The organism is Myxococcus sp. CA040A (assembly GCF_013336725.1).
GTDB classification, from domain to species: domain Bacteria; phylum Myxococcota; class Myxococcia; order Myxococcales; family Myxococcaceae; genus Myxococcus; species Myxococcus llanfairpwllgwyngyllgogerychwyrndrobwllllantysiliogogogochensis.
Window position 1 is genome coordinate 462,504 of sequence record NZ_JABUMR010000001.1, and the last position, 14,854, is coordinate 477,357.

Sequence of the window (14,854 nt, forward strand, 5' to 3'; positions counted from 1 at the left end):
CCCCCACCGTGCAGCGCGTCGCGTGCGGGGGAGGAACGTGCGCGTGCTCGTCCTGCGAGAAGAAGGAGGAGGTGGCTCGAGCGGCGCAACCCGGTGCCTCCGGGGCGGCCTCGTCGGAGCAGGTGTCCGCACAGGTCTCACGAGGACTGGGCTCCGGCCGACCGCTGGAGTCCTCCTCGCGTGCCTTCTTCGAGCCTCGCTTCGGCCATGACTTGAGCGGCGTGCGCATCCACACGGGCGCGAGCGCCTCGGACTCCGCTCGCGCGCTCCAGGCCCGGGCCTACACGGTGGGCAGCGACATCGCGTTCCAGGACGGCGCGTACTCACCCGGCACCCACGCGGGACGTCGGCTGCTCGCGCACGAGCTGACGCATGTGTTGCAACAGACGGGAGGCCGCCCCTCGTCCGGCGTCAGGTTGGCCCGCTTCGCCACGGGCGGGCTCGCGATGTCCTCCCCAGGCGATGCCTCCGAGCGAGAGGCCGAGTCCACGGCGGACGCGGTGATGGGGGAGGGCCCGACGCGAGAGCCTCGACGTCACGGCCCGGGCGTGGCTCGGGACTTCTCTCCGGCGCCCGCGTCCAAGTACACGGTGCCCTCGCCGGCGCCTCCTCCCACTCCGACGGCCGCGCCCCGCGAGGTGGCGACGGATGGCCCGCGGATGCAGTCGGGGACGGCGGTCAACAAGAACGGGCTCGTCGCGCCGGAGGAGGGCGTCAACCTCCGCGCCACGCCTGACGCGGGGCAGGCTCCGCTCGAGCGGCTCCCCCAGAACACGCGCTTGTTCGTCAGTCGCGAGCAGGCCGGGGGCTGGTACTTCGTGGTGCTGCTCGATGGCCGGTTCGGCTACGTGGCGAAGTCACACATCACCGTGGACCTGCCGGACCCGGAGGCCCGGTTGTATCGCATCGCGAAGGGGGAGACGGCGCTCGACATCGTCAAGCGCTTCTACAAGTCGAGCGCGACGCAGTGGGGCCAGGACGAGCGCTTCTTCGTCAACGTGCTGGTGCTCGTCAACTCGGAGCGCGGGCGCAATGGCATCCACAAGCCGGATCCGGACGCGGGATGGGATGCCACCCAGACGCGCGCGGGCTCGCAGATCTGGATTCCAGGCGTGGAGTTCGCCAAGGCGCTCAAGGGGCGCGTCTCCTCGGGCTCCATCAGCTACGAGGCCTATCAGGCCGTCAAGAGCGCCATCAGCGCGGTGGGCGAGTTCCTGCTGGGCTCGGTCGCCTTCGTGGCGGGGCTGCTGCACGGCGTCTTCGAGTCGCTCTGGGACACGCTGGTGGGGCTGGTGGACCTGGCGAAGCTGGCGGGAAAGCTGGTGTGGAGCCTCGTCACCGGCAACCTCATCTCGGATATCCGGGGCTTCTTCAAGGACTTGTCCAAGCTCGACTTCTCGCAGCTCGCGGCGGCGGGGCTCGACTGGCTGGACAAGAAGTGGAACGACCCGAGCCTGCTCAAGCGCTGGCACTTCAGGGGGTGGATTACCGGCTATGCGATTGCCGAAATCGTGATGCTGTTCTTCAGCGGCGGCGCGCTCACGGCGCTGAAGAGCGCGGGGAAGGCGGGCAAGTTCGCCCAGTTGCTCGCGAAGATGCCACGGGTGGTGAAGTTCGTGGAGAAGGCAGGCGACGTCGCCAAGGGGCTCAAGGAGGCGGAGGTCCTGCGCGTGGGGATGCGGGGGCTCCAGGCGGCGCGCGACTGGGCCGTGCGTGTGCTCAAGGTGCCCGGCCACATCCTGCAGAACCTCTCCGCCGAGGCGATTGACAGGCTCAAGCGGCTGCCCCAGTGGGCCATCGAGCGCTTCCGTGAGCTGAGCGACGTGGCCAAGGCGCGGGTGCTGGGCTGCGCCTCGCCGTGCAAGGTGGACCTGGGCGCCATCCAGAAGTACCTGGCGGAGCTGGCCGCGAAGGGAGCCACCGGCGCGAAGAAGCTCACGTCGCCGGAGAGCGTGCTCGCCGCGCTGCCCAAGGACCTTCACGTCGGCAAGATAAAGCAGTACCTGGACGAGTACCCGGCGCTGATGGCGCTCATCCGCAAGGCGGACCTCACGGACCTGGACCTCGCGAAGCTCGCCGACTTCGTCACCGCCGCGGACAAGAGCAACCCGAAGACGGCGTACCAGACCTTCACCCGCTACCTCACCCAGGTGGTGCCCTCGAAGACGGGGGGAGACATCGACGCGTTCAACAAGATCGTGGAGGCGGTGGTGAAGGCGGACCCGCGTCAGGGCGCCGCCCTCAAGGGGCCCATGTTCGAGGCCTTCGCGCGCACCCACCTCCAGGAGTTCGCCGGCAAGGCGTTCACGCGGGAGACCTTTCCACTTCCCGGGGGCAAGCGGCGCACCGCGGACCGCTTCTTCGCGGACAAGGGCGAGCTCTGGGAGATCAAACACCAGCTCACCGACAAGGTGCCTCCGGGCCAGGTGGACGACTACCTGGGCTTCCTGGGCACGAAGGGCGCCAACACGGGGGCCGAGGTGAAGTCGCTGCACTACCTCTTCCCCTCGGAGGAGGCCGCGAAGCTGAACTCGGCCCTCAAGGCGCGCCGCATCACCGTCTGGTATGTCAAGCAGCCCAACGTGTTGACCCGGCTCTAGGGAGGACCCGTCATGGCCGAGGTGAAGTGGACCGCCAGCTCGCAGCACCATGACTGGAATGACCGGCGCGCTCCCGCGGCCTTCATCGACGCCCTCTCCGAGGCGGGGCTCGTGGGGACGGTGGAGGGGGTGTGTGGCTGGGACGAGGACGCCACGCGCCGCGTGGTGAAGCTCGAGGGGGCGGGCGTGGGGGCGCGGGTGATGGCGGAGATTCCCAAGAAGGAGAAGCACCCGTACCTGAAGGCGTGGGGAGCCACGCCGTGGCCCTGGACGCTGACGGTGGGAATCTCTCCCTTCGTCGCCACGGAGGGGCGGGTGAGGGGGCTCAACACCTTCGTCTTCCAGTTCGAGGGCGCGTCGTACGAGGACGAGGCGGGCTCCGCGCGGTTGTTGAAGGCCTTCCATGCGGCCCACGCTCCCGAGACGACGGAGTTCGCCGCCATCCATCCCCTGGCGCGCTACGAGGACCTGGAGTCCGGTGACTACAACCCCGCCGTGACGCTGGGGCCCATGTTCGCGGGCGTGTACTGGGCCAACTTCCTGGGCCGGGGACACCTGGAGCAGTTCGACCGGAAGATGCTGGAGCAACTGCCCTCGGACCAGGTGGAGTGGGTGGACGGTGGGAAGGGCTTGTTCCTCGTCGTCACCCCTCGGCTCGCGGATGCCACCACTCCAGCGGTGGAGGCGGAGATGAAGCGGCTGACCGAGGTGTTCCGCGCGGCCCGGAAGTAGCGGCCAGGTGCTCGCGTGGGCACCGCCTCCCGTCGCCGAGGCGATGCGCGTCAGTGGTGGGCTGTTTTTGCCCAGACAGATGGCGGCGCTCGATGCGACGCACACTGCTTCCATGTGGGTGAGGTACGGTTCGCCCACTCACGCGGGAGGCCGTCATGGACACCACCTACAAGTCGCTGCGCATTGAGAAGGCGGATGGAGTCGCCGAAGTGATTCTCCTGGGCCCCGGTCGTGGCAACGCCATGGGCCCGGACTTCTGGCGGGAGATGCCCGAGGCCATTCGCGCGCTCGACGAGGATGAATCCGTGCGAGTGGTGCTCGTCCGGGGCAACGGGGACCACTTCACCTATGGCCTGGACCTGATGGGGATGATGGAGTCCCTGGGGCCGCTGCTCACCGGCGACAACAACCTCGCCCTGGAGCGCACGAAGCTCCTGAAGCTGATTGGCGACATGCAGCAGTCCACCGAAGGCATTGCCCGCTGTCGCAAGCCGTTCATTGCCGCCGTGCATGGCTGGTGCATCGGTGGAGGCATGGACCTCATCGCCGCGTGTGACTTCCGCTACTGCTCCCGCGACGCGAAGTTCTCCTTGCGCGAAGTGAAGGTCGGTATCGTCGCGGACCTGGGCGCTCTCAATCGCCTGCCGCGCATCATCGGCGAGGGACACACTCGCGAGCTGGCCTACACCGGTGGCGACGTGGATGCCGAGCGCGCCCTCCGCATGGGACTCGTCAACGAGGTCTTCCCGTCGGCCGAGGAACTGCTCACCCAGGCCCGCGCCACCGCGCGACGCATCGCCGAGAACCCGCCCCTCGTCGTCCAGGGCGCCAAGCAGGTGATGGAATACTGCGCTGACAAGTCCACGTCGGACGGCCTGCGCTACGTCGCCGTGTGGAACTCCGCGTTCCTCCAATCACACGACCTCGCAGAAGCCTTCTCCGCGTTCGCCGAGCGTCGCCCCGCGAAATTCGTGGGCCGGTGAGCCCGCCCCTCTCACGAGGGGCTTCCACCCGCTGCTCTCGCAGTGCGAGGATTCCCGTGAAGTCGAGTCTCGGGAGTCCCACGGCATGACGGAGACGGTTGGGTTGCTGGGTTATGGGCGCTTCGGTCGCGCCCTCTCGGGGCTGCTGTCCGACGCGGGCGTGCCGCACAGCGTGTTTGACCCGAGGCAGGACGAGGTCCCTCCAAAGCTGCAGGTACGTTCGCTCGCGGAGCTGGCCGCGCGCTCCACTGTCCTCGTACTGGCGATGCCTGTCTCTGTCATGCGCGAGGCGCTGACGACGCTGCGCCCCATCCTGTCGCCTTCCCACCTCGTCATCGACGTGGGCAGCGTGAAGGTGCGGCCGGTGCAAGTGCTCGCCTCTGTCCTGGGGCGTGACATTCCCTGGGTGGGCACGCATCCGCTCTTCGGCCCCGCGAGCCTGGCGCGTGGCGATGCTCGGCGCACCGTGGTGTGTCCGAATACTCTCCACCCAGAGGCCGTGCGCCGCACCCGTGCGCTGTTCGAACTCCTGGGCTGCGAGGTGACGGAGATGTCGCCCGAGGCCCATGACGAGCTGATGTCCCGCACCCATGTGCTTACGTTCTTCCTGGCCCACGGACTTGTGAAGGCAGGGGCGGGCAGAGACCTGCCCTTCGCGCCTCCCAGCTTCCAGCCCATGGCTCGGCTTGAAGAGTACGCACGGCTGGAGGTGCCACACCTCTTCGCCGTCGTGCAGACGGAGAACCCGTATGCGCGAGAGGCCCGTGTCCGGTTGATGGATGCACTCACGCAGCTCCATCAGGGACTCGAACCACAAGCAGGGGCCGCGAGTTCGACGCCTGAGTCCGCGCCCCCCGCGCTCCTGGGGGTTCGAGAACGCATCGACGGTGTCGACCGCGAACTCGTGTCATTGCTCGCTCGGCGTGCACGCCTCGTTCAAGAGGCGGCCCGTGTGAAGTCGGCGCACGGCTTGCCGTTTCCCGATGCGGAGCGTGAGTCCTCCATGATGGAGACCCGACGTCAGTGGGCCGAGCGGGACGGACTCGACACCGCCGCGCTGGACGATGTCTTCCGTGCCGTGCTTCGCCTTTCTCGTGACTCCGTTGCTGGACCCGACGGGGAAACGTGAGCCCCGGGAGTAGCGCCCCTCGCTGAACGCTTCGGCGAAAGCCCTTGCCGCAACCACACCGGACCGGTTCGCTCGCCGCCTCGTCCCGGCTCAGCGCTGGACGGTGAACGTGGGGTTGAGGACCTTCATCGTCCCCTTCGTCACACCGAACTGCTCATGCACCGCCGCGCGGCGCACGGCCTCCGCCGGAGAGATGCGGCCCGCGAGCAGCTCCTGATACGCCCCCAGGACACGCGTGGCCTCCTCGCGTGACTCACGGACGAACTCCACCCGGAAACGCTTCACTCCTCGCGCCAGCAGCGACGGCACCAGCGACGCCGCGCTCTGCGCCTGCGCGTTGAACACCGTGTTGCGGCAGCCCACGTCCACCACCACCGGATGCTCCAGGCCCTTGTGGTCCCTCAGCGACAACCGGTGCTTCTCGCACGGGCGTCCACAGCTCTTGAAGTCGCGCCCGTGCGACAGCGTGTGCGAATACACGCAGTGCTCCGTGTGGAACGTCGAGATGTGGTGGTGCACCGTCACCGCGAAACGCTCGGCCGGCAGGTGCTCCAACATCGCCCCCAACTGCACCGCGTCCAAATCATGCGCGAACGTGAGCGTGTCCAGCCCCAGCCCCAACAGATGCAGCGCCGTCACGGAGTTGGTCACGTTGAGCGAGAAATCCCCATGCAGCGCCGGCCGTGACTCCCCCGGCGCAAAGGGCCGCTCCAGGAAGTGCATCATCGCGCCCCAGTGCCGCGCCAGCACCGCGTCCGGCTTCAGCTTCGCGATGCGCGCGTCGTAGCCCTCCTCGCCGGGCTTCTGCACCCGCACCGTCGCAATCGTCACGCGCAGCCCCGCCGCCCGCGCCCGCTCCACTGCCCGCTGGAGCCCCACCAGCTCCATCCAATCCAGCTCCACCTCCGGCAGCCCCGCCGCAATCACCGCTTCGAGCTGCTCGTCCGTCCGACACAGCGGCAACAACCGCGCACCGTCAGCCACCGGTGATGCGACCACGCGCTCGCGCTGCGAGGCCCGTACTTCCTCCAGCACCGCCGTCTCCCGCACCGTGCGCGCCGGTCCCCGAGACACCGCCTCCGTCAGCTCCGCCACCAGTGAGCGACGCAGCGCCTTCAGCTCCGATACAGGCAGATGCAGCCCCGTCCCCAGCGCTGTCGTGTCCAGCTCCGTCAGGTGGAACGAAGTGCCACCCAGCGCCGCCAGCTTGTCCTTCAGCAGCGCCGCGTCCATCCCACCCCCGCGAGACTGCGCGAGCGGCACCGTGCTCGACGCCGTGGCCACGTGGCCTCCTCGCGCCGTGCCCGTCACCACCAGCGGCCCTCCCGCCGTCCCCGACACCGTCAGCGCCAGCGGGACACGGCCCTCGGGCTCACCCTGCGCCAGCAGCTCCTCCGTGTGCTTCGCCAGGGAAGGATCACTCGTCACCCAGACACGCTGCCCGCGCGCCACCCGCCCCATGTCCGGTCCGGGATTGCCGAAGCCCAGCACCCAGCCGTGACTCGTGCGCTCGACTCGGAACAGCGGCCCGCCCGCCTCGTGCTTGTCCTCCGGGTGCCCGTCGTCGAACACCACGCCCATGCCCGGACGAGGGGACAGCTCCGCGGCCACCGGCGCATCGCCCTCCAGCGGCGAAGACACCTTGCCCTGCGGCGCCTCCGACTTCGTCCGCGCGTCGTCCTGCCCCAGCCCGCCCGTCCACGGACGGCCCTCCGGGTCCTCCGCCACGAGCACGTCGCGACCCTGCACCGCTTCCACCACGCCCAGGTACGCGCCTCGGTGTTTGGGGAAGCGCCCCTCCACCAGCGTCTGGTGGTCCGAGCCCGCGAAGAAGCCGTGTGAGAAGCCCCGGCTGTACGACAGCGTCATGTCGGCCAGGTCCTTGCGCAGCGCACCCGTGTCCGCCTTGCCCGCCGACACACCGTCCACCCAGCGCCGATACCCCTGCACCGCCGTGGCCACGTACTGCGGCCCCTTCTGCCGGCCCTCAATCTTCAGCGAGTGCACGCCAATCTCAATCAGCTTCGGCACCGCCATGACACCGGCCAGGTCCTTGGGACTGAGCAGGTAGCGCACGTCGCCCAGGTCCTTCGTCTGTCCATCCACCACCAGGTCATACGGCAGCCGACAGGACTGCGCGCACTGCCCCCGGTTCGCCGAGCGCCCACCCCACGCCTCACTCGTAAGGCACTGACCGCTCCAGGACATGCAGAGCGCGCCGTGGATGAACACCTCCAGCTCGATGTCCGTCTCCGCCGCCAGCCGTCCAATCTCCGCCACCGACAGCTCTCGCGGCACGACGATGCGCGTGGCACCCAATCCGCGAGCGAAACGCGCACCCTCCGCGCTCGAAATCGTCATCTGCGTGGAGGCATGAACCTCCATCTGGGGACACACCGCGCGAGCCACCAGCGCGATGGCGGGGTCCTGGACGATGAGCGCGTCCACCCCCGCGGCGGCCACTCGCCGCAGGATGTCCTCCACCACCGGCAGCTCCGGCTCGAACACCAGCGTGTTCATCGTCAGGAACGCGCGCGCGCCCGCGCGGTGCACCAGCGCCAGCGTCTCCGACAGGGTGGCGAGCGAGAAGTTCTCCGCCCGGGCCCTCGCGTTGAAGCCCTCGTCCAGCCCGAAATAGATGGCGTCCGCGCCACTGGCCAGCGCGGCCTTCATCGAGTCGAGGTCTCCAGCGGGGGCGAGGATTTCAGGACGACGGCGCATGTCCGCCCTCTACCACAGCGAGGCTGCCATCGCGCCCGTCCTCACGCGCCCGTGGACGCAGTGCGGCAGGTTCTGGTCAAGTCGCCGCCCGGTTGCTTCCACAGGAGACGAGTCATGGCTGAAGGCGTGTTCAAGGACGGGCTGCTGGCGGGCAAGGTGGCGTTCATCTCGGGCGGCAGCAGCGGCATCAACCTCGGCATCGCCGAGGCGTTCGTGAAGGCGGGGGCCAAGGTGGCCATCAACGGTCGCAATGTGGAGAAGCTGGAGGGCGCGGTGAAGGGCCTCCAGGCCCACGGCACCGCCATGGGGGTGGCCGCGGACGTGCGCGACTACGCCTCCGTGGAGAAGGCGCTCCAGACGGTGCGCGACGCGTACGGGGAGATGGACATCCTCATCTGTGGCGCCGCCGGCAACTTCCCCGCACCGGCCCTGGGCATGTCCTCCAACGGCTTCAAGGCCGTCATGGATATCGACGTGCTGGGCACCTTCAACCTCTGTCGCGCCGGTTTCGAACACCTGCGCAAGCCCGGCGCCAGCATCATCAACATCTCCGCGCCCCAGGCGTACCTGCCCATGGCCATGCAGGCCCACGTGTGCGCCGCCAAGGCCGGCGTGGACATGCTCACCCGCGTGCTGGCGCTCGAGTGGGGCGGCGCAGGCGTGCGTGTCAACGCGATTACCCCCGGCCCCATCGAGGACACCGAGGGCATGCGCCGCCTGGCCCCCAGCGAGGAGGGCCACCAGAGGCTCGCCCAGGCCCTGCCGCTCCAGCGCTTCGGCACCAAGGCGGACATCTCGCGGCTGGCCCTCTTCCTGTCCTCGGAGGCCGCGTCCTACATCACCGGCTCCATCATGGTCTGTGATGGCGGCCAGTCCCTGCTGGGCGGCGCCGCGCTCATGGCGGCCATCGGGATGTAGCCCGACACAGAGGGGGATGGGGTGCTCACGACCTCCTCTGTGAAATTTGTTGTAATTGCAAACTTGTGACCTGGGTCTACGTGGCGGGTGGCGATGTCTGGTACAAGGCATTGCAACCCGCGAGTGGAGTCTTCCCTGGGGGGGACAGCTCGCATCCCGGAGATCCGCATGTCCGTACGCCTTGCCCCGTCAGCCCGACTCCTCGGGCTGGCCGCGCTGTGTCTTGGCCTGTTCGTTGGCTGTGGTGATGACCCGGATCCGCAGCCCCTGCCCACGCCCTCGACGTTGCCGGACGCCACCGCATCCACGGTGGTCCTCGCGCCGGCGAGGGACGTGCTGGCGGACGGCGCGGACCAGGGCACGGTCACTGTCACAGTGAGGAGCAAGAACGGCACCGCGCTCGCGGGGCGCACGGTGACGGTGGCGGTGGAGGGCGACGGCAACCTGGTGTTGCAGCCGGGACAGACGAACAGCCAGGGCGTCGCCGTGGCGACCGTGGTGACCGCGCACGCGGGGACCAAGCGGGTGACGGTCTCCGTCGCGGCCGAAGGGGGCGCGGTGGTGTTGGCCTCCCGGCCCTCGTTCAACTTCGTCGCGCTGGTGGCCACGCGGCTGGAGTTCATCCCCGCGCCGGTGGAGTCCACGGCGGGCGCGCCCATCACCGGCCTGAACGTGCGCTTCCGCGACGCTCAAGGTCGCCCCGTCCTGGGCGCGACGGCGGCGGTGACGTTGTCCCTGGCGGCGAACCCAGGGGATGTCGCGCTGGAGGGCACGCTCACGGTGACGCCGGTGGGTGGCACGGCGAGCTTCACGGACGTGGTGCTGAAGAAGGCCGGCGCGAACTTCCAGCTCAAGGCGTCGGCGGCGGGGATGGAAAATGCGACGAGCGCCGAGTTCTCCGTGGCTCCGGCCGCGGCGGCCTCGCTGGACATCGACGGGTTGGAGTCCACCGCCGTCGCGGGTGCGGCGCGCTCGGCGCAGGTGACGGTGCGTGACGCCTTCGACAACGTGGCCACGAACTACACCGGCACGCTGTCCGTGAGCTCCACGGATGCCACGGCCTCGCTGCCCGGGCCCCATGCCTTCACCCAGACGGATGCGGGGCGCTTCACCTTCATGGGGGTTGTCCTCAAGCGCGCGGGCAGCCATCAGGTCACGCTTCAGGATGTGAGTGTCGCCGCGCTGCGCGCCCAGCAGGACGTGGGCGTGGTGGCGGGGGAGGCGTCGGCGCTGGTGTTCACCCAGGTGCCCGCGTCGGCCTCGACGAGCGCCGTGTTGTCTCCGGTGGAGGTGTCCCTGCGGGATGCCTTTGGAAACCTCTCGGCGGTGGGGGCTCCTCCCGTGGCGGTGTCGCTGGTGGAAACAGGCGACCTCTCCGGGGTTCAGGAGGTCGCGCCAGTGGAGGGCGTGGCTCGCTTCACCGGGCTGCGGGTGAGCACGGAGGGCAGCTATCACCTCCGGGCGAGCGCGACGGGACTGACGGAGGCGAGCAGCACCGCCATCTCGGTCGTCGATGACGTGCCGCCCGCTCGGCCCGTGCTCTCGCTGGGGACGCTCGGCACGGAGTCGGCGACGGTGACGTGGGTGGCCGTGGGTGATGACGGCAGCGTGGGCCGGGCGACGTCGCAGACGTTGCGCTACTCGCTGTCCCCCATCCTCACCGACGCGGAGTTCAACGCGGCGACGCCGGTGGGGGGCGTGAATGCTCCCGCCGAGCCGGGCACCGCCGAGTCCGCGCAGGTCACCGACCTGGTCGCGAACCAGACGTACCATGTCGCGCTGCGGGTGACGGACAACCGCGGCAACTCCGCGCTCTCCAACAGCCTGTCCTTCCAGACGCTGAACGCCGAGGTGACGCGGCTGGCCTTCACCACGCAGCCGGTGAACGGGACCGCGGGCGTGTCGCTTGCGGGCGTGCGAGTCTCCCTCCAGAACGCGCAGGGCGAGGTCGTCACCACGGCCAGCCTGCCGGTGACGCTGTCGCTGGTGGGGGGCTCGGGCTTCGAGCCGAAGCAGGTCTCCGCCGCCTCCGGCGTGGCCCTCTTCTCCGACCTGCGCATCGACCGCGCGGGCACCTATCGCTTCTCCGCCAGCGCCAACGGCCTGACGGTGCAGAGCGATGAGTTCGTCATCGAGGCGGGAGCGGCGTCCCGACTGGCGCTCACGGGGCTCGTGGCGCCCGTCATCGCCGGCCAGTCACAGAGCGTGGAGGTGACGGCGTTCGACGGCTTCGACAACGTGGCCAAGGGCTACTCGGGCACCGTGCGCTTCACGTCCACGGACCCGGAGGCGGAGCTGCCCGCCGACTACACCTTCACCGCGCAGGACCAGGGACGCCACGTCTTCTCCGACGTCGTGCTGGCCAACATGGGCCTTCGCCGGGTGACGGCGACGGACACCGCCAACGCGCAGCTCACGGCCTTCATGGAGGTGGAGGTGACGAACGACGCCGCCCACCACCTGGACCTGGAGGGGCTGCCGACGCAGGCGGCGGCGGGTGGCAGTCACACGCTGACCCTCAGCGTGAGGGACCGCTTTGGCAACCTCGTCACGGGCTACACCGGCGAGGTGGACTTCGCCTCGGACGACCCTCGCGCCACGCTGCCTCCCGAGCACGTGTTCACCGCCGGGGATGCGGGCCGCTTCACGTTCAGCGTGACGCTGGAGAGCGCCGGCGAGCGCTCCCTCACCGTGGCGGAAGTGGGCGGGGCACTGTCCATCACCCGGAGCACGCAGGTGTCCCCGGGGAACGCGGAGTCGCTGTCGCTTGTGCTGTCGACGGCGTCTCCGGCCGCCGGTCAGTCGGTGAGCGCGACGGTGACGCTGGTGGATGCGTATGGCAATCAGGCCGCCGGCTATCGAGGCACGGTGGCGCTGAGCGTGGCGCAGGACCCCGGGGCCACGGTTCCGGGGCCGTACACCTTCACCGAGACGGATGCGGGCCGGCACGTCTTCAGCGTGACGTTCGCCCAGGCGCAGGCGACCACGCTGTCCGCCGTGGACACCCAGCAGGCGACGTTGTCCGCCTCCGAGGCCGTGACGGTGAGCGCCGGCGTGGCCACCGCGCTGCGCGTGTCGCCCGTGACAGAGTCCCTGACGGCCGGTGTCGCCCATGTGTTCTCCGTCAGCGCGAGGGACCGCTTCGACAACCTGTCCCGCGACTACGTGGGCACGGTGCAGCCGTCGGCGACGGATGCCAACGCGGGGCCGCTCACCGCCCACACGTTCACCGCGGCGGACCAGGGGGAGCACGGCTTCACCCTTGCCCTGCGCACCGCGGGCACGCAGACCGTCACCTTCACGGACGCCGCGCTCGCGGTGTCGGCGGCGCGCGAGGTGACGGTGGACGCCGCTGCCCCGGCGCGGCTGGGCTTCGTGTCCGCACCGGGCTCGGCTTCGGTGCGCCAGGTGCTCGCCGCGGTGAGCGTGGCCGTACAGGACGAGTTCGGCAACACCTCGTCCAGTGGTGCCCCGGTGGTGACGCTCTCGCTCTCGGGCGGCGGTGTGCTCGACGGTGACGTCACCGCCACGGCCGTCGCGGGCGTGGCGCGCTTCACCACGCTCTCGGTGGCCCAGGAGGGGGACTACACGCTGACCGCCTCCGTGTCCGACGCGAGCCTGCCGGCCGCCTCCAGGGCGCTGTCCATCATCGACGACCAGGTGCCCTCGCCGGTGGCCACGCTCGAGGCGAGCGTGGTGGGCGCTGACTCCGTGAGGCTGCGTTGGGTCGCCACGGGCGACGACGGCCAGCTGGGCCAGGCCTCGTCCTACCAGCTGCGCTACGGCCTGGCGCCGCTGAACGAGACGAACTTCGAGGTGGCCGTGGTGGTGCCCACGGGCACGCCGGGCCTGCCTGGAGCGCAGGAGGAGGCGACCGTCGCGGGCCTCGCGGTGGGCCGCACGTACTACTTCGCGGTGCGCGTGGTGGACGGCGCGGGGAACTCCAGCCCGCTGACGACCACCTCCCTGGACCTGCCCAGCGCGTGTGGCAGCCAGGTGTGCGCGCCCCGTGCGCCCGAGTGCTCCGAGTCGGGCGTGGAGGTGGTGACGTATGAGGCCACCTGCGAGATTCTGGCCGGTGAGCCGACGTGCGTTTACGTGCCCACCGCGTCAGCGTGCACCGGTGTGGATGCCGTCTGCTACCAGGCGGCGTGCACCACGGCGGCGGCGCCCGGCGAGCGCACGCTCATCATCACCGAGGTCATGGCCTCCCCGAGCACTGGCACGACGGAGTACATCGAAGTGACGAGCACGTCCGACGCGCTGCTCAACATCAACGGCCTCTCGCTCATCTCCTCGGCCACGACCACCGTCTCGGTGGACAAGGGCCCGGGCGCGGCCGTGGTGCTGCCGGCGCGCGGCATCCTGGTGCTGGCGAGCAACCCGGACCTCGCCACCAACGGTGGCGTGGACGCGGACTACGGCTATGGGAACGCCCTGGAGCTGGAGAGCACGGGCCAGCTGTCCCTTCGCGTCAATGGCGTGGTGATGGACGACCTCACCTACGACGAGGAGTTCCCGCTGGTGGCGGGCCGCTCCCTGAGCCTGTCCTCGGAGCTGGTGGGCAGCACCGCGAGCCGCTACTCCTGGTTCTGGTGCGCGTCCAACGACGAGCTGTCGGGCGGAGACCGGGGCACGCCGGGCCTGCCCAACGAGACGTGCGGCGTGGACATCCAGCCGCCCGTGGAGTTCTGCGCCATCGAGTCCCCCAAGTCGTTCCCGGCGGTCATCGCGCGCGGCTCCTCCCATGAGGTCACCAGCCGCGTCTACGAGCCGCAGGTGACGACGCGCAGCACGGCGGGCAATGACCACTTCCCGTACCTCGTCTCGGAGCTGGGCTACGGCACGGACGCCAACGCCCCGGAGTCCTGGACGTGGGTGCCCGCGACGCCGAACCCCAGCTATGGCGCGCTCGGCGGCAACGACGACGAGATGTTGGCCACCCTCCAGATTCCCACGAACGGGAGCTTCCTCTACGGCTTCCGCTACCGCTTCACGCGTGGCCCTGTGGGCGCTGACACGTGGGTCTACTGCGACCAGAGCGGCGTCGTCTCGCCTGGGGTCCCGGCGAGCTACGGCACCGTGACGGTGGACGAGGTCCTCCCGGTGGCGGACCACGTGGTCATCAGCGAGGTCAGCGGCCGGGGTATCACGTCGCAGACGGACGAGTTCGTCGAGCTGTACAACCCGACGAACCAGGTCGTGGACCTGAGCGGCTGGATGATGCAGTACAAGTCGGCGGGGGGGTCCACGTACACGGGCACCTTCGTGATTCCCGCCGGCAAGGTCATCCCCGCGCACGGCTACTTCCTGCTCGCGCACACGGGCTACACCGGAACCGGAGCGCTGGCCGCGGATGCGACGTGGTCCGGCTTCGACCTGTCGGCCTCCACGACGACGGGCGGCCATGTCCGCATCGGTCAGTCGCTGAGCACGCCCACTCCCATCGAGGTGGACAAGCTGGGGTGGGGGACGGCGAACTCGCCGGAGGGCTCCGCGGCCGGTCCGTTCCACCCGGCGGCGGGCGGCAGCATCGAGCGCAAGGCGCTGCCCACGTCGACGCAGGCCACGATGGCCGAGGGCGGCTCCGACGCGAGCCGGGGCAACGGTTCCGATTTGAACAACAACAGCGCGGACTTCGTGGTTCGCACCACCCGCCAGCCGCAGAACTCCCTGAGCGGGACCGAGCGGCCGTAGTCCGCGGGACATCCTGAGCGGTACGGGAGGCCGTCCTGGCTGTACGCCGGGGCGGCCTCCCTGTCTTCCGAGGC

The 14,854-nt window shown here is 69.7% G+C and carries 7 protein-coding genes; 6 read left to right on the forward strand and 1 reads right to left on the reverse strand.

Going from position 1 to position 14,854, the window contains the following annotated elements:
- Positions 1 to 71: 71 nt before the first annotated feature.
- From HUA75_RS01950 to HUA75_RS01965, 4 genes are all read left to right on the forward strand, one after another.
- Positions 72 to 2,600 (forward strand): DUF4157 domain-containing protein, encoded by a 2,529-nt coding sequence (locus HUA75_RS01950; RefSeq protein ID WP_174485393.1) that lies wholly within the window; start codon positions 72 to 74, stop codon positions 2,598 to 2,600.
- A 12-nt stretch (positions 2,601 to 2,612) separates the two neighbouring features.
- Positions 2,613 to 3,332 (forward strand): hypothetical protein, encoded by a 720-nt coding sequence (locus tag HUA75_RS01955; RefSeq protein WP_174485394.1) that lies wholly within the window; start codon positions 2,613 to 2,615, stop codon positions 3,330 to 3,332.
- A 155-nt stretch (positions 3,333 to 3,487) separates the two neighbouring features.
- Positions 3,488 to 4,315: a crotonase/enoyl-CoA hydratase family protein gene (locus HUA75_RS01960; protein ID WP_174461595.1), complete on the forward strand. Its 828-nt coding sequence runs from the start codon at positions 3,488 to 3,490 to the stop codon at positions 4,313 to 4,315.
- A gap of 85 nt (positions 4,316 to 4,400) precedes the next feature.
- Positions 4,401 to 5,444 carry a prephenate dehydrogenase/arogenate dehydrogenase family protein gene (locus HUA75_RS01965; RefSeq protein ID WP_174485395.1) on the forward strand — a complete coding sequence of 348 codons (1,044 nt, stop codon included), beginning with the start codon at positions 4,401 to 4,403 and terminating at the stop codon, positions 5,442 to 5,444.
- 90 nt (positions 5,445 to 5,534) lie between these two features.
- On the opposite strand, the gene HUA75_RS01970 is transcribed toward HUA75_RS01965, so the two are convergent.
- Complete coding sequence (locus tag HUA75_RS01970) at positions 5,535 to 8,165, reverse strand: DUF3656 domain-containing protein (RefSeq protein ID WP_174485396.1); 2,631 nt, start codon at positions 8,163 to 8,165, stop codon at positions 5,535 to 5,537.
- A gap of 114 nt (positions 8,166 to 8,279) precedes the next feature.
- On the opposite strand from HUA75_RS01970, the gene HUA75_RS01975 reads away from it, so the two are divergent.
- Both HUA75_RS01975 and HUA75_RS01980 read left to right on the forward strand, forming a co-directional pair.
- Positions 8,280 to 9,083, forward strand: a complete 804-nt coding sequence (locus tag HUA75_RS01975) for an SDR family oxidoreductase (protein ID WP_141645391.1) — start codon at positions 8,280 to 8,282, stop codon at positions 9,081 to 9,083.
- A 168-nt stretch (positions 9,084 to 9,251) separates the two neighbouring features.
- On the forward strand, positions 9,252 to 14,780 hold the full coding sequence (locus HUA75_RS01980) for a lamin tail domain-containing protein (protein WP_174485397.1): 5,529 nt from the start codon (positions 9,252 to 9,254) through the stop codon (positions 14,778 to 14,780).
- Positions 14,781 to 14,854 lie beyond the last annotated feature (74 nt).

What these genes read in the sequence shown, in the direction of transcription:
- HUA75_RS01970 (WP_174485396.1), bottom strand. Translation starts at nt 8,165, where the DNA reads ATGCGCCGTCGTCCTGAAATCCTCGCCCCCGCTGGAGACCTCGACTCG.
- HUA75_RS01965 (WP_174485395.1), top strand. Translation starts at nt 4,401, where the DNA reads ATGACGGAGACGGTTGGGTTGCTGGGTTATGGGCGCTTCGGTCGCGCC.
- HUA75_RS01960 (WP_174461595.1), top strand. Translation starts at nt 3,488, where the DNA reads ATGGACACCACCTACAAGTCGCTGCGCATTGAGAAGGCGGATGGAGTC.
- HUA75_RS01980 (WP_174485397.1), top strand. Translation starts at nt 9,252, where the DNA reads ATGTCCGTACGCCTTGCCCCGTCAGCCCGACTCCTCGGGCTGGCCGCG.
- HUA75_RS01955 (WP_174485394.1), top strand. Translation starts at nt 2,613, where the DNA reads ATGGCCGAGGTGAAGTGGACCGCCAGCTCGCAGCACCATGACTGGAAT.
- HUA75_RS01975 (WP_141645391.1), top strand. Translation starts at nt 8,280, where the DNA reads ATGGCTGAAGGCGTGTTCAAGGACGGGCTGCTGGCGGGCAAGGTGGCG.